This window comes from Nocardiopsis trehalosi NBRC 14201 (assembly GCF_001552555.1).
Classification (GTDB): Bacteria; Actinomycetota; Actinomycetes; order Streptosporangiales; family Streptosporangiaceae; genus Nocardiopsis_B; species Nocardiopsis_B trehalosi.
In genome coordinates this window covers 26,224-44,810 of sequence record NZ_BCRK01000028.1, presented here as the reverse complement: position 1 = coordinate 44,810, position 18,587 = coordinate 26,224, and the positions used below count along the sequence as shown (strand labels likewise).

The 18,587-nt window shown below is 75.2% G+C and carries 20 protein-coding genes; 6 read left to right on the top strand and 14 right to left on the bottom strand.

Annotated features, from left to right (window positions below; translation table 11 throughout):
- Window positions 1-136 precede the first annotated feature (136 nt).
- Together NT8_RS07925 and NT8_RS07920 are read right to left on the bottom strand one after the other, a co-directional pair.
- Window positions 137-1,015, bottom strand: a complete 879-nt coding sequence (locus NT8_RS07925) for a hypothetical protein (protein WP_067965833.1) — start codon at window positions 1,013-1,015, stop codon at window positions 137-139.
- A gap of 652 nt (window positions 1,016-1,667) precedes the next feature.
- Window positions 1,668-1,853: a hypothetical protein gene (locus tag NT8_RS07920; RefSeq protein WP_067965829.1), complete on the bottom strand. Its 186-nt coding sequence runs from the start codon at window positions 1,851-1,853 to the stop codon at window positions 1,668-1,670.
- 25 nt (window positions 1,854-1,878) lie between these two features.
- Here NT8_RS07920 and NT8_RS07915 point away from each other — a divergent pair, with 25 nt between their 5' ends.
- A complete protein-coding gene (locus NT8_RS07915) occupies window positions 1,879-2,394 on the top strand; it encodes a CGNR zinc finger domain-containing protein (protein WP_067965827.1) in 516 nt (171 codons plus the stop codon).
- A 44-nt stretch (window positions 2,395-2,438) separates the two neighbouring features.
- On the opposite strand, the gene kynU is transcribed toward NT8_RS07915, so the two are convergent.
- Together kynU and NT8_RS07905 are read right to left on the bottom strand one after the other, a co-directional pair.
- The gene (kynU, locus tag NT8_RS07910) at window positions 2,439-3,665 is read right to left on the bottom strand and encodes a kynureninase (RefSeq protein ID WP_067965825.1); all 1,227 of its coding nucleotides are present in this window, start codon (window positions 3,663-3,665) and stop codon (window positions 2,439-2,441) included.
- Between the two features lie 65 nt (window positions 3,666-3,730).
- On the bottom strand, window positions 3,731-4,576 hold the full coding sequence (locus tag NT8_RS07905; protein WP_084468739.1) for a tryptophan 2,3-dioxygenase: 846 nt from the start codon (window positions 4,574-4,576) through the stop codon (window positions 3,731-3,733).
- Window positions 4,577-4,738: 162 nt separating this feature from the next.
- Between NT8_RS07905 and NT8_RS07900 the strand changes: the two genes are divergently transcribed.
- Window positions 4,739-5,179 carry an Lrp/AsnC family transcriptional regulator gene (locus tag NT8_RS07900; protein WP_067965822.1) on the top strand — a complete coding sequence of 147 codons (441 nt, stop codon included), beginning with the start codon at window positions 4,739-4,741 and terminating at the stop codon, window positions 5,177-5,179.
- A 36-nt stretch (window positions 5,180-5,215) separates the two neighbouring features.
- On the opposite strand, the gene NT8_RS07895 is transcribed toward NT8_RS07900, so the two are convergent.
- The 3 genes from NT8_RS07895 to NT8_RS29220 form a co-directional block, all read right to left on the bottom strand.
- Window positions 5,216-5,968, bottom strand: a complete 753-nt coding sequence (locus NT8_RS07895; protein ID WP_067965820.1) for an ABC transporter permease — start codon at window positions 5,966-5,968, stop codon at window positions 5,216-5,218.
- A 130-nt stretch (window positions 5,969-6,098) separates the two neighbouring features.
- Window positions 6,099-7,055 carry an ATP-binding cassette domain-containing protein gene (locus NT8_RS07890; RefSeq protein ID WP_067965818.1) on the bottom strand — a complete coding sequence of 319 codons (957 nt, stop codon included), beginning with the start codon at window positions 7,053-7,055 and terminating at the stop codon, window positions 6,099-6,101.
- 311 nt (window positions 7,056-7,366) lie between these two features.
- The gene (locus tag NT8_RS29220; protein ID WP_067965814.1) at window positions 7,367-7,816 is read right to left on the bottom strand and encodes an ATP-binding protein; all 450 of its coding nucleotides are present in this window, start codon (window positions 7,814-7,816) and stop codon (window positions 7,367-7,369) included.
- Between the two features lie 428 nt (window positions 7,817-8,244).
- Between NT8_RS29220 and NT8_RS07880 the strand changes: the two genes are divergently transcribed.
- Window positions 8,245-8,853 (top strand): DUF5919 domain-containing protein, encoded by a 609-nt coding sequence (locus NT8_RS07880; RefSeq protein ID WP_245646081.1) that lies wholly within the window; start codon window positions 8,245-8,247, stop codon window positions 8,851-8,853.
- Between the two features lie 25 nt (window positions 8,854-8,878).
- Here the strand turns inward: NT8_RS07880 and NT8_RS07875 are convergent, their stop codons facing one another.
- Window positions 8,879-9,481 (bottom strand): PadR family transcriptional regulator, encoded by a 603-nt coding sequence (locus tag NT8_RS07875; protein ID WP_067965811.1) that lies wholly within the window; start codon window positions 9,479-9,481, stop codon window positions 8,879-8,881.
- A 197-nt stretch (window positions 9,482-9,678) separates the two neighbouring features.
- Between NT8_RS07875 and NT8_RS07870 the strand changes: the two genes are divergently transcribed.
- Window positions 9,679-10,623 carry an ABC transporter ATP-binding protein gene (locus NT8_RS07870; RefSeq protein WP_067965809.1) on the top strand — a complete coding sequence of 315 codons (945 nt, stop codon included), beginning with the start codon at window positions 9,679-9,681 and terminating at the stop codon, window positions 10,621-10,623.
- 103 nt (window positions 10,624-10,726) lie between these two features.
- Window positions 10,727-11,527 carry an ABC transporter permease gene (locus tag NT8_RS07865; RefSeq protein ID WP_067965808.1) on the top strand — a complete coding sequence of 267 codons (801 nt, stop codon included), beginning with the start codon at window positions 10,727-10,729 and terminating at the stop codon, window positions 11,525-11,527.
- Window positions 11,528-11,698: 171 nt separating this feature from the next.
- Here NT8_RS07865 and NT8_RS07860 read toward each other — a convergent pair whose 3' ends face one another.
- The 4 genes from NT8_RS07860 to NT8_RS07845 form a co-directional block, all read right to left on the bottom strand.
- Window positions 11,699-12,358, bottom strand: coding sequence for a response regulator transcription factor (locus tag NT8_RS07860; protein ID WP_067965805.1), 660 nt, complete (start codon window positions 12,356-12,358; stop codon window positions 11,699-11,701).
- A gap of 26 nt (window positions 12,359-12,384) precedes the next feature.
- Entirely contained in the window at window positions 12,385-14,013 is a 1,629-nt protein-coding gene (locus NT8_RS07855) for a sensor histidine kinase (RefSeq protein ID WP_067965803.1), read from the bottom strand.
- A gap of 81 nt (window positions 14,014-14,094) precedes the next feature.
- A complete protein-coding gene (locus NT8_RS07850) occupies window positions 14,095-14,718 on the bottom strand; it encodes a TetR family transcriptional regulator (protein ID WP_067965801.1) in 624 nt (207 codons plus the stop codon).
- Between the two features lie 213 nt (window positions 14,719-14,931).
- Window positions 14,932-15,699: a glycerophosphodiester phosphodiesterase gene (locus NT8_RS07845; RefSeq protein ID WP_084468736.1), complete on the bottom strand. Its 768-nt coding sequence runs from the start codon at window positions 15,697-15,699 to the stop codon at window positions 14,932-14,934.
- Window positions 15,700-15,954: 255 nt separating this feature from the next.
- Here NT8_RS07845 and NT8_RS07840 point away from each other — a divergent pair, with 255 nt between their 5' ends.
- Window positions 15,955-16,725 carry a DeoR/GlpR family DNA-binding transcription regulator gene (locus NT8_RS07840; RefSeq protein WP_067965799.1) on the top strand — a complete coding sequence of 257 codons (771 nt, stop codon included), beginning with the start codon at window positions 15,955-15,957 and terminating at the stop codon, window positions 16,723-16,725.
- Between the two features lie 28 nt (window positions 16,726-16,753).
- On the opposite strand, the gene NT8_RS07835 is transcribed toward NT8_RS07840, so the two are convergent.
- Window positions 16,754-17,164, bottom strand: a complete 411-nt coding sequence (locus tag NT8_RS07835; protein WP_067965797.1) for a VOC family protein — start codon at window positions 17,162-17,164, stop codon at window positions 16,754-16,756.
- Between the two features lie 160 nt (window positions 17,165-17,324).
- On the bottom strand, window positions 17,325-18,539 hold the full coding sequence (locus tag NT8_RS07830; protein WP_067965795.1) for an MFS transporter: 1,215 nt from the start codon (window positions 18,537-18,539) through the stop codon (window positions 17,325-17,327).
- Window positions 18,540-18,587: the final 48 nt, after the last annotated feature.

Sequence of the window (18,587 nt, the reverse complement as noted above, 5' to 3'; positions counted from 1 at the left end):
CCGCGTTCCCGACCCGCGCGCCCGCCGGTGCGGGCACGCGGGTCGGGAACGCGGGGCCGGACATGCGAGCGGCCGCCGGAGGCGCCCGCGTGAGCGGGTCCTCCGGCGGCCGGGTGCCGCCGATCGGGTGCGGGGATCAGCGCATGTACTCGTCGCGCAGGCGCGCGGCGCGGTCCTTCAGCGAGGTGAACACCTGCTGCCGGCCCTCGGCGGTGAGCAGGGACGGGGCGCGGTGGCGGCCGTCCTCGCCGTCGCCGGCGTAGTCGGCGGCGGGGCGCCGCTTGGCGAAGAGCACCGCGACGGCCAGCGCCGGGAGCACCGCCAGGGTCAGGGCGCCGGCGGCGACCGGGAGGTCGGTGCTGGCCAGGGAGATGCCGGACAGGTCGTTCGCGGCGGTCTCGGCCTGCACGCCGGTCTCCTCAGCGGGGCCCTGGTCGTCGGAGCCGGCGGCGGGCGCCTGCTCCTCCTGGTCCTGGGCCTGCTGCTCCTCCTCCTTCGCGGCGGGCTCGGACTCCTCCTCGGCCGCGGCCTGGTCGGCCCGGGCCTGCTCGTCCTCGGCCGGCTTCTCCTCCTCGGGGAGGGGCGAGACGGCCTCGTCGCAGACCTCGGAGCCGCTCATGGGGCGGGGGGCGCCTTCGGTGCCGTTGCCGTCGCCCCACTCGGTGATGGTGTACTTCACGTCGATGTGGCCCTGGCCACCGCTGACGGTGTAGCTGCTGTCGTTCCAGGACTCGCCGACCAGTTCGGCGAAGGTCTTGCCGTCGAGGTCGAGCAGGACGTTGCAGCCTTCGGCGGGGTCGCCGGGACCCCGGTCGCCGATGAAGAACTCGGCCTTCTTGCCGTTGTACTCGACGTAGCCCTCGGTGCCGAGGGGCCAGCTCGGGCTGGCCGCGAGGCCCTTCTGCATGGGCTCGCCCGACGCGGGGGCGCCGGTGTCGCCGTTGATGCCGGAACCGTCGTCCCAGAAGTAGGACGCCTTGACGTTGCCGTGCTGGACAGGACTGTCAGAACTCATGGAGATAAACCCAGGTCGGGAGCGGGGCCGAGCGAGACCACAGGCAGGGCGGCGCGGATTCCGGGCAAGCGGTTCAGGGCGCGGCCGGAGGAGCCGGTTTGCCGTTCAGGGGTTCGCCGTGGCTGGATCGCCAGACGTGCGGGTTCGGGCTCCGTTGGGAACGGAGACCGAGGGGGCAGGCGCTGGAACGCGCGGCCCGGCCCGCGGGGATGGGGGCCTCACTTCCCCGGGCTTGGTGATCGCCCGGGGCTCGGCATCGGTGGTTGACCCGCGGTTGACCGCGAGATCACGAACCGATCACGAAGGACTCTAACCCACGGAAGAGCAAAATGCGACGGGTCAAAACGTAAAGTCGCAGATCAGGGCATACCGGTTGGACCAGCCGGCGCTGCGGATCGCCCGCATGCCAGGGGTTCCAAACGCCTGAGAAGGTAAAAATAGGACACGCGCCACACCAAGTCGTGGCCCGCACCTCAGCCGAGGGGCCGACCAGGGGGTCCCGCCGCCCCGATGCGGGCCCACCAGGGGGTTCCGGCCCTCGAGCGCGAGCCGTCCAGGGGCTCGGCCTACCGGCGCGGGCCGAGCGGGGGCTTGACCCTCAGGCCCGACCAAGGGCTCGGCCCTCGGTCGGGGCCGGCCCGCGACCCGGCCCTCAGTTGGGGGTCGACCAGGGGGTTCCGCCCACGCCGACGACGGTGCCGAAGCGCGCCACGTCCACGCTCCGCGCGCCGCAGCGGCAGCGGACGTAGCGGACGATCCCCTCGGAGGTGTAGTGGGAGGACTCCACCTCGGCCGCCGCATCCCTTTCCCCGCAGTCCTTGCAGTCCCGGATCACCATGGTCCAACTGTGCTGTAATGCCCTTGTGCAGTTCAACACTTACGGCGGCACCGGTGCCGCCCTCGCCGTCGGCCTCCTCAACGCGCCCGACCACCGGGCGGCCACGCTCTCCGCCGTCCTGCGCGCCCACGAGGTCACCGACCCCGACCTCGACGACGCGCAGGCCGAGCGCGTGAGCGCCTGGACCGCCCGGCTGCACCCGGTCTTCGGCGCCCCCGACCCCGACGCGCAGATCGCCGCGGTCAACGCCCTGCTGGCCGACGCGGCGACGGGGGTCCAGGTCTCCACGCACGACGGCACGGCGCCGCACCTGCACTACGTCAGCCAGGACCTCGACACCGCCGAGCGCATCAAGGCGACCACGGCGGGCGGGCTGGCCGTCGCCATCTGCGGCGCGGGCGGGAGCCGGCTCGGCCGGTGCGGGCGCCCGGGGTGCGCCACCGTGTTCATCGACACGTCCCGCAACGGGCGGCGCCGGTTCTGCTCGGTGGCGTGCGCCAACCGGGTCAACGTCGCCGCGCACCGGGCCCGCGCCCGCTGACGCGCGGGCGGGCGGGCGGGTGGGTGGGCGGGCGGGCGGGGGTCTCAGGTCACCGTCCGGCGCGCGGCGAACCGCGGCTCGCGCCACTCCCCGCTGCGCACGACCTCCACCAGCGCCGCTGCGGCGTCGAACACGTCGACGTAGCGCAGGTAGAGCGGGGTGAACCCGAACCGGAGCACGTCGGGGGCGCGGAAGTCCCCGACCACGCCGCGCTCGCCCAGCGCCCGCACCATCGCGTAGCCGTCAGGGTGGAGCAGCGACACCTGGCTGCCGCGCCGCTCCGGCGCGCGCGGCGTCGCCGACGCGAGCCCGGCGGGCGCGGTCAGCTCCAGGAACAGGCCGGTCATGGCCAGGCTCTTCGCCCGCACCAGGTCGAGGTCGACCCCCTCCCAGACGTCGAGCGCGGCGCCCAGCGCGGCGTGCGCCACCAGCGGCTGCGACCCGCTGAGGAACCGGGACGCCCCGGCGGCCGGCCGGTAGTCGGCGGTGAAGGCGAACGGGTCGGCGTGGCCGTGCCAGCCGGTGATCGGCTGGCGCGCCGCGTCGTGGTGGCGGGCGGCCGCGTAGGTGAACGCGGGCGCGCCGGGGCCGCCGTTGAGGTACTTGTAGGTGCAGCCCACGGCGAAGTCGGCCTCACACGCCGACAGCCGCACCGGCAGCGCGCCCACGCTGTGGCACAGGTCCCAGACCATCAGCGCGCCGTGCGCGTGGGCCAGGCGGGTGATGCCCGCCATGTCGCGCAGCGCGCCCGTGCGGTAGTCGACGTGGCTGAGCAGCACCACCGCGACGTCGCCGGCCGCCAGCGCCGCCGCCAGCCCGGGGCCGTCGGGGTCGACCCGCCGCTCGGTGGCGCCCATCAGCTCCGCCGCCCCCTGCGTGACGTAGAGGTCGGTGGGGAAGTTGCCGGCCTCGCCCACGACGACCCGGCGGTCGCCGGCCAGGCGCAGCGCCGCGACGAGGACCTTGAACAGGTTGGCGGAGGTGCCGTCGCCGACCACCACCTCCTCGGCGGCCGCGCCCACGAGGGGGGCGACGCGCGCGCCGAGGGTGCGCGGCGCGTCCCACCAGCCCTCGTCGTTCCAGCTGGCGACGAGCCCCCGCCCCCACTGCCGTTCGACGAGGTCGGCGACACGGCCGGGGACGGCGCGGGGCAGCGCGCCCAGCGAGTTGCCGTCGAGGTAGACCACGTCCTCCGGCAGGGTGAACTCCGCGCGCAGGTGGGCGAGGGGGTCGGCGGCGTCGAGGCGGGCGCAGTCGGCGCGGGTGGTCATGGGGGGGTCCTCTCGCGGGGGTGCGGTACCGGGCGGTACCGGGCGGCGCCGGGGCGGCGCGGCCGTCAGACCAGGGTGCGCGACGCCCACAGTTCGGGGAAGACGTCGCGGGCGGCGGTGCGCTCCAGCCAGTCGAGCCCGCTGGTGCCGGCGGTGCCCGGCGCGCGCCCCATGGACCGCTTGACGGCCGCGGCGTGCCGGCGGCGCCAGCGGGTGTGCCGCTCGGCCGTGTCCAGCAGGGCCTCGGCCAGGTCGGCGGCCTCGTCGCCCGGCCGGGGGTCGGCGGTGACCATCGCCCACACCCGCTCGACGCCGGGGTGCGGCGGGCAGGGGCGCGCCCAGTCGCGGTCGACGCGCTCGGCCGGGACGGGCAGGCCGCGCCGGTGCAGCAGACGCAGCGCCGCGTCGTGCAGGCCGGGCGAGGTGAGCGTGCGCCGCAGGTCGGCGCGGACCTCGGGCATGCCCCGGAAGGCGGTGAGGAACCCCGGTGCGCGCTCGCCGAGCAGGAACTCCAGATGGCGGTAGCCGGCCGACTGCACGCCGGAGGCGTCGCCGAGGGCGGCGCGGAACCGGCCGAACTCGGCCGGGGTCAGCGAGCCCACCAGGTCCCACGACGCCACCAGCACGTCCTGCACGGCGGCGCCGCGGCGCAGCGCGGCGAGGGCGGCGGGGACCGCGTCGGCCTCCAGGGCGTCGCGGGCCTGCTCCCAGTGCCGCCGGAGCAGGTCGAACAGCAGCTCCATGACCTGGGTGGCGACGAGGAACGACCGCTCGGCGGGCTCGCCGGTGCGCGGGTGCTGCAGGGACAGCAGGGTCTCGATGGCGCCGTACTCGGCGTAGGCGGTGGGCCGGTCCTCGGCGCCGGCGAACGGGCACGCGTCCCGGCTGACAACGGTGTCGACGGTGTGCACGGTGGTCTCCCCTCTGGCGCGGTGGTCGCGGCCCGGCGTCCGCCGGGACCACCATGATGCTCCGCCGGCGGCCGGGGTTGAAGGGGCGTCGCTTGCCGATCGGGCCCCGGCGGTTCACACTCGTAAGCGTCTGCGCGGGATCACCTGACGATCGGAAGGTCCATGCTCGACGCCCTGGACTGGCGCATCCTCGACGAACTCCAGGCCGACGGCCGGCTCTCCTTCAACGAGCTGTCGCGCCGGGTCAACCTGTCGCCCCCGGCGGTCGCCGACCGGGTGCGCCGGCTGCGCGAGAGCGGGGTGATCACCGGCTACCACGCCCACGTCGACCCGGCGGCGGCCGGGCTGCCGGTGGCGGCGCTGGTGCGCATGGAGTGCTTCGGGCCGGGGTGCCTGCTGCGCGACCCGGCGGCCCGGGAGCTACCGGAGATCCGCCAGCTGCACCGGGTCACCGGCGACGCGTGCTGCGTGCTGCTGGTGGCGGTGGCGTCGATGGCGCGCTTCGAGGAGCTGATCGACCGGCTGGCCGAGCACGGCCGCCCGTCGAGCACCACCATCCTGTCGTCGCCCGTGCCGTGGCGCCCGCTGGCGCCGCCCGGGTGACGCGGCGGGACCGCGCTCGGCGGCCCGCCGCGCCCGTCACGCGAGGCGCCGCATGGTGCGGGTGCCCAGCACCAGGGCGACCACCGCCAGCACCACGGCGACGGCGGTGCCGACGGCCACCGACGGATCGGTGAGGTCGCCGGCGAACAGCGCCCGCTCGGCGTCCACCACGTGGCTGACCGGGTTGGCGCGCGACAGCGCGTAGAGCCAGCCGGGCGCCAGGTCCATGGGCAGCAGCACGCCCGACAGCAGGATGAGCGGCATGGTGACCGCCTGGAGCAGGGCGGCGAACAGGTACTCCACCTTCACCACCAGCGCGAACAGGTACGACAGCGTGCCCAGGCCGACGCCGAGCACGGCGAGGAGCACCAGCGCGGCGAGCACGCCGACCGGGGACGGGCGCAGCCCGAACGGCAGCATGGCGGCGACGATGACGAGCGCCTGCACCAGCATCACGGTGATGTCGCGCAGCACCCGGCCGAGCAGCAGCGCGCTCCGGCTCACCGGGGTGGCGAGCAGCCGCTCGTGGGCGCCCGACCGGACCTCGGGCAGCAGCCCGAACCCGGCGTAGGCGGTGGTGAACAGGCTGAGCATGGCGAGCATCCCGGGCACGAACCACTGCCAGGGGTCCTCGCCCATCGCGCCGGGCATGCCGGTCAGCAGCGGGGCGAACAGCACCAGGTAGAGGACGGGCTGGAGCATGCTGTACAGGGCCGTGACGACCGGGCGGCGCAGGGTGGGGCGCATCTGCCGGGCGTAGACGATCCAGGTGTCGCGGAGGGTGTTCATCGGTCCTTCCGAGGGGGGTGGGGGCACACACGCGGGCGGCGGCCGGTTCCGGTGCGGTTTTTCCGAGGGGGCCGGCGCTCGCGCACAGACTGCGGCCGACCGGTCCGGTCCGTCCGAGGAGGGCGGGGGCTCACTCCGCGCCCTCGCGCAGGCTGCGGCCGGTGAGGGTGAGGAAGACGTCGTCCAGCGTGGGGCGCTGCACCCGGACGCCGGTCAGGGGCGCCCCGGCGGCGTCCAGGGCGCGCAGCAGCTCGGGCAGCACCGCGTCGCCGCGCGGGACGCGGAGGCGGACCTCGGTGCCGTCGGTCTCGACAGCGGTGGTGCCGGGCAGCCGCCCGGCGGCCTCGGCGGCGGCGCGCGCCGCGTCGGCGGTGGCGGTGGTGAGCGACACCAGGTCGCCGGAGACCTTGCCCTTGAGCTCGTCGGGGGTGCCGTCGGCGATGACGCGACCGTGGTCGATGACGACCACGCGCTCGGCGACGGCGTCGGCCTCGTCGAGGTAGTGGGTGGTGAGGACGACGGTGGTGCCGTGCTCGGCGCGCATGCGCAGGACGTGCGACCAGAGGTTGGCCCGGCTGTGCGGGTCGAGGCCGGTCGACGGTTCGTCCAGGAAGAGCAGGTCGGGGCGGTGGATGAGGCCCATGGCGATGTCGAGGCGGCGGCGCTGCCCGCCGGACAGCCGGACCGATTCCCGGTCGGCGGCGCCGTCCAGTTCGAGTTCGGTGAGCAGCGCCTCGGCGCGCCGGCGCGCCTCGGCCCGGCCCAGGCCGTAGCAGCGGCCCTGCGTGACGAGTTCGTCGCGGGCGAGCTGGTCGAAGCCCGCGCCGTGGCCTTGGCCGACGAAGCCGATGCGGCGGCGGACGCCCGCCGGGTCGGCCACGACGTCGCGCCCGGCCACGGTCGCCCCGCCGGAGGTGGGCGGCAGCAGCGTGGTGAGCATGCGCAGGGTGGTCGACTTGCCGGCCCCGTTGGGGCCCAGCAGGGCGACGAGCTCGCCGGCCCCCACGTCCAGGTCCAGGCCGCGCACGGCCTGCACGGTGCCGCTCTTGGTGCCGAAGTCACGGGTCAGTGCTCGGGTATGGATCACGTCAACCCCAGTAGTCAAGTTTGATTACCGCGCCAGCATCCACCCCGGCGCTCCACTAGTCAAATTTGATTACCGATCCACGCCCTCTCCCCCGACCCCGCACCGTCGTCCCCCGGCACACCCTCCGCCGGCGAAGCCGCCCCCGCCTCAGGCCCCGGATCAGGAACGTGGAAGTACGCCCGCCCCCGATCCCGACGCGGCAGCGGCGGGCGGTCGTCGCCATCGAGCATGGAACCCCTCCAAAGAAGATGCGGCCCGCCGCCACTGCCTCCCCCTCTCCCAGGCAGCGGCGGCGGGCGTTCGGGGGACGGTCAGCCGCTCTCGGCGACGGACCGGACAGCGCCGGGGGACCAGGAGAGGAAGAAGTAGATTCCGCTCATGTCCTCGGCGAGGGGACCGGACAGGTCCGTGACCGCGCTGATCAGGTGCAGGCCGCGCCCGGTCTCGGACCAGTGCGGGACATCGGCGGACCGGGGGACCGTCGGGCCGCCCCGGTCCTCGCACTGGACGTAGACCCAGGAGCGGGCGCAGGCGCGGCCCACGGTGACGTGCAGCCGGTAGTCGGGGCCGACGCTGTGCCGGACGGCGTTGGTCGCGGCCTCCGACACCGCCAGCCGCACCGCGTCCGCGACGCGGGCGGGCGGCCGGGGCAGCAGCGCGACGGCCCACGACCGGGCGTCGGCCACCTGCTCCGGGACGGCGGTGAAGACGCGGACGTGGCAACGGCACGGTCGCGGCACGCGCCGGAACGGGGGCGTCATCGGCCACACCCCCGACACCGCAGCCGAGCCCGCCGCCCGATCACCACATACGGGCGTACCCGACGCCTTGGGTCCCTTAGGGTGGTTCGTGTCATCAGCACTCCATTTGCTGGCGGCCATAGCCCCGGACGGTTGCGCCCGTCGCGGGGCCCTCCTTTCGAAAAGATGATCCGCAGCCATGGAGGACGTTTCCGAACCCAACTCCAGGACATCGGAGACGTCTCGCGGTAACGTGCGAGAAAGCCCAGACGTCCGAGGAGAATTCCTTGCACACCGCATTGCGCGCTGCTATGGAGGAGGCGCACATCTCGCCTCGCCAACTCGCTCTTCGGGTAGGGGTCACCCCGAAGACAGTCGAACGTTGGCTGGCGAACGCCGAACTGATTCCCCACGCTCGAAACCGCGTGGACGTCAGTAAGATGTTGGGGGTGAGTGAGGCCATGCTGTGGCCCAAAGTGCAGTCGGTCATCAAAACCGGAGCCGACCGTGAGGTCGTCGCGGTCTATCCCACGCGGGCCGCGTGTCCGACGTCGGTCTGGGCGAAGCTGATCGCGGACGCACAGCGGGAACTCCTGTTCGCCGGGTTCACGAACTACTTCCTCTGGCTCCAGCAGCCCGATTTCGCGTCGACCCTGCGCGCTAAGGCGGAACAGGGCTGCCGGGTGCGCTTTCTCCTGGGGGACCCCGATTCCGACACCGTCCGGCAGCGGGAGCGGATCGAAGACGTCCCCCTCACCGTTTCCACCCGGATCAGGACCTCACTTGACGCTTTGGCGGACCTGGGCGATGTCGCGGCGATCGAGGCCCGCTTCAGCGACCCTGCGGACGCCGTCAACCACATCTCGCTCAGCGTCTTCCGCTTCGACGGTGACGTCCTCGTCACCCCGCACCTGGCACGCAACGTCGGGCACGACAGCCCGATGATGCACTTCCGCCGCCACCAGGACGCCGGGGCCTACGACCGCTTCACCGCCCACGCGGAAGAACTATGGGAGCGCGGCACCCCTGTTCCCGGAATGGGTGGTACCGGACATTAGGCCCCGGGCCTCGTTGATCTCGACGCTAGCGGGGGTCGGGGTGGGGGGCCGGGAGGCCGAAGGGGGCGGGGACCTCGCCGGCCATTTCGTAGGCGCCGTCCTCCAGGCGCTCGATCATGCCGCGCGTGAACGCGACCGCCGCCGCGCCCTGGACCGACCACCACTCGAACAGCTCCCGGACGTGCGCGGGCTTGGCGTCGGCCGCGCCGTCCTCGCGCAGGGAGTCGATGACGCTCTGGCCGCCCTCCAGCTCCGCGAGGCGGTGCCGCAGCAGGGTGACGACCGTCCGCCGGGGCAGCGACGTCATGAACGTGATGCCCGCGCCGAACAGCTCCGGCTTGGCCCCGGCGTCGGACAGCGCCCGGGACAGCAGCCGCACGAACTCGGTCGTGCCGTCCTCGGTCAGCTCGAACAGGGTGCGCTCGGGGCCTTCGGCGCTCTCCTCGGTCCCCGCCGTCCGGAGCATCCCGACCTTCACCAGCTGCCGCAGCGCGTGGTAGATCGACCCCGGCTTCACGTTGGCCCAGTCCTCGGCGCCCCACACCACCAGCGACCGGCGCACCTGGTAGCCGTGCGCCTGCCCGAACATCCGCACGGTGCCCAGCACCAGCAGCCGCGTCGCCGTCATCCGCCCCTCGGCCTCCGTTCCGCCCGCTCCGCCCGTCCGGCCTGCTCCGGCCCCTCCCCGAGCCTACGGCCGCCGCGCGCGGCGGCGACCCGCCGAAAGTCGGGTCCGGCCGGTGCCGATCGTCCACTGCGCCGGACCGCCCCCGCTCCTTAGCGTGGCCGTGTTCCGAAGGACGGCTCAGAGAAGAGGGAACCGCCGTGATCGCACTGCGCGGCCTGACGAAGCGGTACGGCGCCAAGGTCGTCGTCGACCGCCTGGACATGGAGGTGGCGCCCGGCCGGGTGACCGGGTTCCTCGGCCCGAACGGGGCGGGCAAATCGACGACCATGCGCATGGTCCTCGGCCTGGACCACCCGTCGGCCGGGGCGGCGCTGATCGGCGGCCGCCCCTACGCCGCGCTGCGCCACCCGATGCGCGAGGTCGGGGCGCTGCTGGACGCCCGCGCGGTGCACCCGGGCCGGACCGCCCGCAACCACCTGCGGGCCCTCGCCCGCAGCAACGGCATCCCCGCCCGCCGGGTGGACGAGGTCATCGACACGGTCGGCCTGGCCGACGCCGCCGGGCGCCGGGCCGGCACGTTCTCGCTCGGCATGGGCCAGCGCCTCGGCATCGCCGCCGCGCTCCTCGGCGACCCCGAGGTGCTGATGTTCGACGAGCCGGTCAACGGGCTCGACCCCGACGGCGTCCGCTGGATCCGCGGACTCATGCGCGGGCTCGCCGCCGAGGGCCGCACCGTGTTCGTCTCCAGCCACCTCATGAGCGAGATGCAGCACACCGCCGACCACCTCGTCGTCATCGGGCGCGGCCGGCTCATAGCGGACGCGCCCATCGGCGAGGTGATCCGGCGCAGCTCGCTCAACGCCGTGCGCGTGCGCAGCCCGCACGCCGAGGACCTGGCCGGGCACCTGGTCCGCGCCGGGATGCACGTGGTCCGCGAGGACACCGGCGGGCTGATCGTCACCGGCGGCACCATGGCCGACGTCGGCGGCGCCGCCCACGCCGCCGGCATCCGCGTGGACGAGCTGAGCCCGCGCACCGCCTCCCTGGAGCAGGCCTACCTGGAACTGACCGCCTCCAGCGTCGAGTACGCCGCCCCGGCGGCGGAACCCGCCGCCGCGGCCACCGGAAGGGCCCGGAGATGACCACCGCCCCCGCCCGCGCCACCGCTCCCCCGGGCCGAGGCGGCCTGCCCGGCGCCCTCGCCGCCTCCGCCTCCCCGACCGCCGCCACCGGAAGGACCCGGACGTGACCACCACCTCGCCCGCCCGCACCACCGCACCCCGGCCCGCCGCTCCCCCGAACGGAGGCGGCCTGCCCGGCGCCCTCGCCGCGGAGTGGACCAAGCTGTGGGGACTGCGGTCCACGTGGACCTGTGCCGCCGCCGCGCTGCTGGTCACCGCCGCCACCGCCGGGTACACCGCCTCCGCGCTGGACCGCGGCGGGCACGCCGAGGCCATGACGGCCAACGGCCTCTTCCCGACGGTCGTCATGCTCTCCCAGTTCGGGGTGGTGGCCCTGGCTGCTTTGGTCATCACCGGCGAGTACGCGACGGGCGCCATACGGTCCACGCTCGGCGCGGTGCCCCGCCGGGGCCGCGTGCTGGCGGCCAAGACCGCCGTCACCGGCGCGGCCGCCTTCGCACTCGGGTGCGGCGCCGGAGCGGTCGCCGACCTCGCCGCCCTCGCCGTCTACGGGGACCGGATGATCATCGAGGCGGCCCCGCTCGCGCACGCGGTGCTCGGGACGGGCTACTACACCGCCGCGATCGCCCTGTTCACGCTGGGCCTGGGCGCGGTCCTGCGCGGCACCGCCGGGGCCGTATCGGCCGCGATCGGGGTGCTGATCGGCGTGCCGTTCGTGGTCATGATGGTGGGCGACCCCGACCTGGCCGACATCGCCGCCTACCTCCCCGCCGACGCCGGGATGGCCCTGATGACGGGGATCACCGAGCCCTACGGATGGCCGACCGCCGCCGCGCTGCTGACCGGCTGGGCCGCGGCCACGCTGGCCGCCGGATACGCCGCCCTGCGGTGGCGCGACGCCTGACCCCCGCCCCGGCGGGGCGCGGCCCCCTCCGGCGTCCGCGCCCCGCCGGGGTCGCTCCGCTGCCCGCGCGCGTGGGGCCGATCCCCGCTCCGCCGCGCGCCCCGCGCCGCCCCGGAGGCCCCGCCCACCGGGGCGGCGCACGGCCGACCGCCGTTCCCCCGTGACCTGGGATCAGGCGCCGCGGTCGACCAGGCCGGCCTCGTGGGCGAGGACGGCCGCCTGCACCCGGTTGCGCACCTCCAGGCGCTGCAGGATCGAGCTGACGTAGCTCTTGACCGTCCCCTCCACCAGGTACAGCCGCCGCCCGATGTCCGCGTTGGACAGCCCCGCGCCGACCAGGGCCAGGACGTCGCGCTCCCGTGCCGTCAGGGCGGCGGCGCGGCGCCGGGCGTCCGCGCCGCGCGCCATGCGCCCCCCGCTCAGCTCGTCGATGACGTGGCGGGCCACCCGGGGCGCGAGGTAGGCCGCCCCCTCGGCGACCGCCCGCACCCCGGCCAGCAGTTCGCGGGGGTCGCCCGCCTTGAGCAGGAACCCGGCCGCCCCGCCGGCCAGCGCCCGCTCGATGTAGGCGTCCTCGTCGAAGGTGGTGAGGATGGCGACGGCGGTCGCGGGGGCGGTCCGCCGGATCTCCTCGGCGGCGGCGAGCCCGTCCATGCGCGGCATGCGGATGTCGAGCAGCGCCACATGGGGGCGGTGGGCGCGGGCCAGGTCGACGGCGGCGCGCCCGTCGGCCCCCTCGGCGACCACCTCCAGCCCCGCGTCGGTCTCCAGGATGGCCCGCACCCCTGCGCGGATCATCGCCTCGTCGTCCACCAGCAGCACCCGGATCACCGGCGCGCGTCCCTTCGTCGTCGCGGTCACGTGCCCGCCTCCCAGGAGCGGGCGTCGGCGGAGACCAGTTCCCCGCCGGCGAAGCAGAGCCGGTAGGTGGTGGCCCCGCCGCCCGCCAGGGACACCTCCGACCGGTAATGGCGGCAGTCGGCGCCCGGTGGTGCGGGCGGCAGGCCCTCGGGCACCACCGGGGACTCCATCCGGGGCAGCACCTCGGCCACCTCCGCCTCGGAATCGCCGACGCGCAGCGCGTTGAACGTCCACGGGTCCAGCGTCGACGCCGACATGCGGTAGAACGACGCCGCCGCGCCGGTGCCCACCGCCGCCGCGAGCAGCAGGACGGCGGTCGCGGCCATCTTCGCCGCTCCGGTGCGCAGCCGCCGCCGGGCCCGCCGGACCGGGTCGTCCGCCCCGGCGCGGGGGCCGGGCGCCGCGGTGTCCGGGCCGTCCCCCGCCGCGTACCCGGACGCCGCGGCGGCGGGGGACGCGCCGGCCGGGAAGCGCGCGGCGACCGCGAACCCGCCCTCGCGCGGGCCCGCCTCCAGGGTCCCCCCGGCCAGCCGGACCCGCTCGGCCAGGCCGACCAGGCCGTGCCCGCCGGCGGCCGGCCGGTCGGGGGCGCCCGCCGGGGGCGCGGAGTTGCGCACCTCCACGGCGGTGCCGGCGGCGTCCCGGCGCAGCAGCACGCGCACGGCGGCGCCCGGCGCGTGCCGGGCGGCGTTGGTCAGCGCCTCCTGCACGACGCGGTAGGCGGCGCGGTCGGCCATGGGGCCCGGCCCGGCGCCCTCCCCCGCGCGCTCCAGCGCCACGTCCATGCCGGAGGCGCGGGCCCGCGCGACGAGGCCGGTGACGTCCTCCCCCACGGGCTCCAGGGGCGCCGGGCCGCCGGGGTCGCGGAGCACGCCGATGATCTCGCGCAGCCGCTCGGTGGCCTCGGTGGCGCTCTCGCGGACCCCGGCGGCGGCCGCCCGGTGCCGCTCGCCCAGGTCGGGGGCGAGTTCGAGGGCGCCGGCGCGCAGGGCGATGAGGCCGAGTTCGTGGCCCAGCGAGTCGTGCATGTCGCGGGCGATGCGGGAGCGCTCGCGCAGCCGCACGCGGTCGGCGGTGATGCGCTGCTCCGTTTCGAGCCGGCGGGCCCGCTCCCACCCGGCGTAGGCGAGGTCGTCGCGCTGGCGCAGGTGGACGCCGACCATCCACGGGAGCACGCACCCGATGACGCCGGAGGTGAGGAGCGCGGGGATCACCGCCACCGCGCCGCCGAGGACCGCGGCCGCCAGGGCGGCGGCCGTGATCGCGGCGGCGGCCGCGGCGGCCGGGCCCACCCGGGGATCGCGCCGGCCGGCCAGGAAGCAGAGGACGGCGGCCCCGGCGGCGGTCAGCGGGATGAGCGGCACGGCGGCGAGCCCGATGACGGCGGCCGCCACCGGATAGGGGCGGCTCAGCGCCACCGCCGCCGCCAGCACCAGCACGGCCGCGACCGTGCCGATCGCGCTCGCCGAGGCCGGGCCGCGCAGCAGCGCCTCGGCGGCGGGCGGCCAGCTCAGCGCCGTCCAGAGCAGCACGTCCTTGGCGACGTCCCCGCCGGTGGGGCGTCCGCTGAGCGGCCGGAGAAGGGTGCGGGCCAGGCGCGCTGCGGTGGCGGCGGGGCTGTCCATGGGCATCGACGCTACCCGCCCAGGGCGGTCGCGGGCACTGCCGAAAGACAGGGGCGGGCCCCCGGCCGGGGCCCGCGCGGATCACCCGCGGGGAGCCCCGAGCTGGTGGTGCACGATGAGGTCGACGCAGACGTCGCCGAGTTCGGTGAGCGCCATGTCGGCGTCGGCGTCGTACCAGTCGAGCGAGGTGTCGAGGGTGGCGAGCACGGCGGTGGTGGCGGCCTCGCCGTCGCGGACGGTGAACGTGCCCTCGGCGGCGCCGTCGGCGACGATGCCGGCGATGTGCTCGCGGTACTCGCGGCGGAGGCGGACGAGTTCGCGGTGCCGGCCGGGGTGGATGGCGCGGAGGGTGGGCAGCAGCCGGCGGCGCAGCTCCTCGGCGACGCGGTTCTGCCAGCAGTGGGAGATGTGCCGGCGGATGAGCCGGGCCATGCGGTCGGCGGCGGAGTCGGCGGCACCGGGGTCGGCGGCCTCGGCCGCGACGAGGGTGCGCGCCGCCCGGACGGCGACGGCGTAGTCGAGGTCGAGCCGCGTGGGGTAGGCGCGCCGGAGGTCGCCGGGGTCGGCACCGCTCAGCACCGCGATCTCGCGGGCGAGGTCGGCCATGCCCAGGCGGTCGGCGCCCCGGCGCGCGAGGACCCGCGCGGCGGCGGACAGGGCGCGCTCGGTGGAGCGCGCGTCGTGCGAGGAGAGGTCGGCCGTCATGTCATCTCGGAAGGGTGCGCCGACCACGGGGACGGACGCGGTCGAGGGGCGGCGGAGGGTCCGTTCATTGCGAATCGGTTTCGAGGATAGCGCCGCCCCGATCGAAAGTCGGCGAGAATCCCGGATGTCGCCCGGCGGATTGGAAAATCCACAGTTCGCGCGGCCGCGGGGTGCCGCGGACCGGTTTTCGGATGAACTGAATTCAGTTTTCGACTATCCGCCGTACCCGCTCCGCCGCAGGTCGCGGGCTGTTCCGCGGTCGTCGGGCGCGTCGCGCGCCGCGTGCAGCCGACGCGGGTCACCGGTGAGGCTGACGAGGTCGGCGGTGTTCTCCGTGATGATCGCGTCGACCCCCATGCCGACCATCCGCACCATTTCCGGGAAGTCGTTGACCGTCCACGCCGCGACCGCGTACCCGTGGCGCTGGACCTCGGCGACGAGTTCGCGGGTGAGCAGCCGGTGGTCGGTGCTGTAGTAGCGGGGGCGCAGCGCCTGCCACAGGTCGCCCGGCGGCAGCGAGGGCCGGTCCCAGGTCAGGGCGATGGCGGCGTTGGGGCTGTGCGCGCGCAGCGTGGCCAGGGCGTCGGCGGCCCCGGTGAACAGCACCCGGTCGACCGCGCCGAGTTCGCGCACCTGGGTGTCGGCGGCCAGCGCGGTGTCGGCCGTGGGGACGTTGAGCATGAGCGCCGCCGAGGGGCGGACGGCGGTCTCGGCCAGCGCCTCCATCAGGGTGGGGACGCGCTGCTCGACCTCGGGGCCGGACGCCGCGAGTTCGGCCAGGGTGAGCGAGGCGACCGGCAGCGGCGGCCCCCACGGCCGCTCCAGGGTGTCGTCCTGGAGCAGCACGGTGTGGCCGTCGGCGGTGGTCCTGAGGTCGACCGCCACCACGTCGGCGCCCGCCGCGAACGCCGAACGCAGGGCGGGGATGGTGTTCTCCCGATAGCGGTGGGTATCGCCGCGCAAGGCGATGGCCAGCGTCATGGTGCTGTCTCCGTTACGCCGCGGAACATCGACGGTGCCGTCGGTGGCTACTGCAGACAAGAGTGCCAGTGTCCGCGGACGACCGTGACGGAGACCGGCAAAAACCGGCGCAATAGGTCCCCGCGCGGCGAGTGCGAGCGGTGTCACCCGGGGGCTACCGCCGGGGCCGCGGGCCGACCTGGGAAACTCGTGGCGTAGGCCGTGCGTCTGCCACAGTGGTGCACACGCACTCCGCTCCGAGCCCGAAGGCGAAGCATGATCCCCGACCAGCGCCGCGAGCACATCCTCAAGCTGCTGCAGGAGCGGCACGTCCTGAGCATCAACGAGCTGACCTCGATGCTGTCCGTGTCGCACATGACCGTGCGCCGCGACATCCAGGCGCTGGAGAACGACGGCAAGGTGCTGTCCGTCACCGGCGGCGTGCGCCTGGCGGCCCGGTTGAAGAGCGAGCCGTCGTACCTGGCCAAGGCCCAGCTGGAGGTGCCGGCCAAGCGCGCCATCACCCGGGCGGCGGCCGAGCTGGTGCGCGAGAACTTCACCATCTACCTCGACGCCGGCACCACGTCGCTGCAGATGGTGCCCATGCTCACCGACAAGGTCGGCCTCACCGTGGTCACCAACGACTTCAACGTCGTGGGCCACCTCATGGAGTACCCGAACATCGAGCTGATCCACACCGGCGGCGTGGTGTCGCACGCCGACCACTCGTCGGTGGGCCAGTTCACCGCCGACTTCCTCAGCCGGGTCAACGTCGACCTCGCGTTCGTCGCCAGCAGCTCGTGGGACCTCGAACGCGGTTCGACCACCCCGTCGGAGGCCAAGGTGGTCGCCAAGCAGCAACTGCTGCGGATCGCCTCCAAGAGCGTGCTCACCGTCGACAGCACCAAGTACGGCAAGTTCGGTACGTTCCGGGTGGCGCGGCTGGAGGAGTTCGACCTGATCATCACCGACGACCGCCTGCCGCAGTCGGCGGTCGACGAGATCCGGGCGGCCGACGTCCGCCTGGACCTGGTGGCGCCCGAGTAGCGCCGGGCGCGGGCGCGGGGGCGGCCGGTCAGTCCTCGCCGCTGTCGGGGTCGGCCGGGCTGAACAGCTCCAGCTGGATGCCGTCGGGGTCGGCGAAGGTCAGGGTCGAGCCCTGCTCGGAGTGCACGATCGGCGAGTGGTCGATGTCGAGATCGGTGAGGCGCTCCTCCCAGATCTCCAGATCGCCGAGGGTGCCCACGTGGAACGCCACGTGGTCGACCCCGGCGTGCCGGTGGTCGAACACGGCCTTGAAGTGGTCGCGGTGCTGGATGAAGCCCAGCACCACGCCGGAGGGGTGGCGGCACTCGGTGTGCAGCCACTGCTTGCCGTCACGGGTCTTGACCGCCTTGAAGCCGAGCACCGAGCGGTAGAAGTCGATACTCGCGTCGCGGTCGCGCACCGAGAACGTGATGTGCGCGAGACCGGTCACACGGGGCACGGGAACCTCTCTTCGGCGGTCGAGCACCCGGCGTCTGCGGGGAGGGAACAAGGTCAGCACAGTCGTGGAGCTTACGCGGCGCACGGGGTCGTCGGTACGGCCGTTAACGGATGATTAACGCATTCCCATCTGCGGCGATCCGCACCGCCGGGCCGCCGGCTCACGCCGGGGCGGGCGCGCGCCGACCGTACCAGCGCGACCGCACGGCGCCGCCCGCGACGACGAGCGCCGCGGTCGCGGCGGCCGCGCTCACCGCGAACGCGCCCTCAGGACCGAACCGGTCGGCCAGCGCGCCGGCCGACATGGAGCCCAGCGCCTGGCCCAGGATCAGGGCGGACGTGATGACCGCCATGGCCTGGCCCAGCCGGGCGGCCGGCGCGGCGCGCTCGGCCAGGCCGAACAGGGTGACGATGTGCGGGCCGATGAAGCAGCCGAGCACCAGCATCGCCGCCGCCAGCGGCACCGCCCCGCCCGCCCAGAACAGCGGGAGGGTGCCCGCGGTGAGGCCGAGGGCGGCCAGGCGCAGCCGCGCGGTCAGCGGCACCGACGCCGGGACCGACGCCATCAGCAGGCCGGCCACCGCGCTGCTCACCCCCATCACCGCGTAGAGCAGCCCGGAGAGGTCGGCGCGGCCGGCCTGCTCGGCGAACGCCGTCACCCCGGTGGAGGTGCCGCCGAAGAACGCGCCCTGGCAGAACATCGGCACGGCCAGCACCACCAGCCCGATCCGGGCCACCCGGTCGGCGGCGGGGGCGTCGGGGGTGCCGGGCAGCGCGGTGGGGTGCAGCGCGAACGCGGCGCCGAACACGCCGATCAGCACGGCGGCGCCGAGGACCGCGGCGGCGGGCCCCACGGTGAGCGCGAGCAGCCCCACCAGGGCCGGGCCGATGACGAACCCGCTCTCGTCCAGGACGCCTTCGACCGACAGCGCGGCGGCGACGGAGCGCTCGCGCTCGGCGGCCGGGCGCCGCGAGGCGATGGCGATCCAGCGCGACCGCGCCAGCGGGCCGATCTGCGGCATGCACAGCCCGGCGGCGGCCGCCAGGAGGGCGAGCACCGGGAGGGGCAGCCCGGCGAGGACCCCGGCGACCAGGGCGGTGATCAGCGCCGCGTCGACGAGGGACGCCGCGAGCACGACCGTCCGCTGCCCGCGCCGGTCGGCGAGGCGGGCGAGCACGGGCCCGCCGACGGTCTCGCCGAGCGCGATGGCGCCCGAGACGAGCCCGCCGGCCGCCACCCCGCCCGCCTCGGCGGTGACGAGGGTGAGGGTCCCGATGAGGACCATGGACACCGGCAGCCGGGCGAGGAAGGCCACCAGCAGAAGGGGGGTTCCGGCGATCGCGCGCATGCGGCGCAGCGTGCCCAAGGGGGACATGGGACTCCTGTCTCTGTCGTCACCTGCGCTGACGGGCGCGGCGGCCCG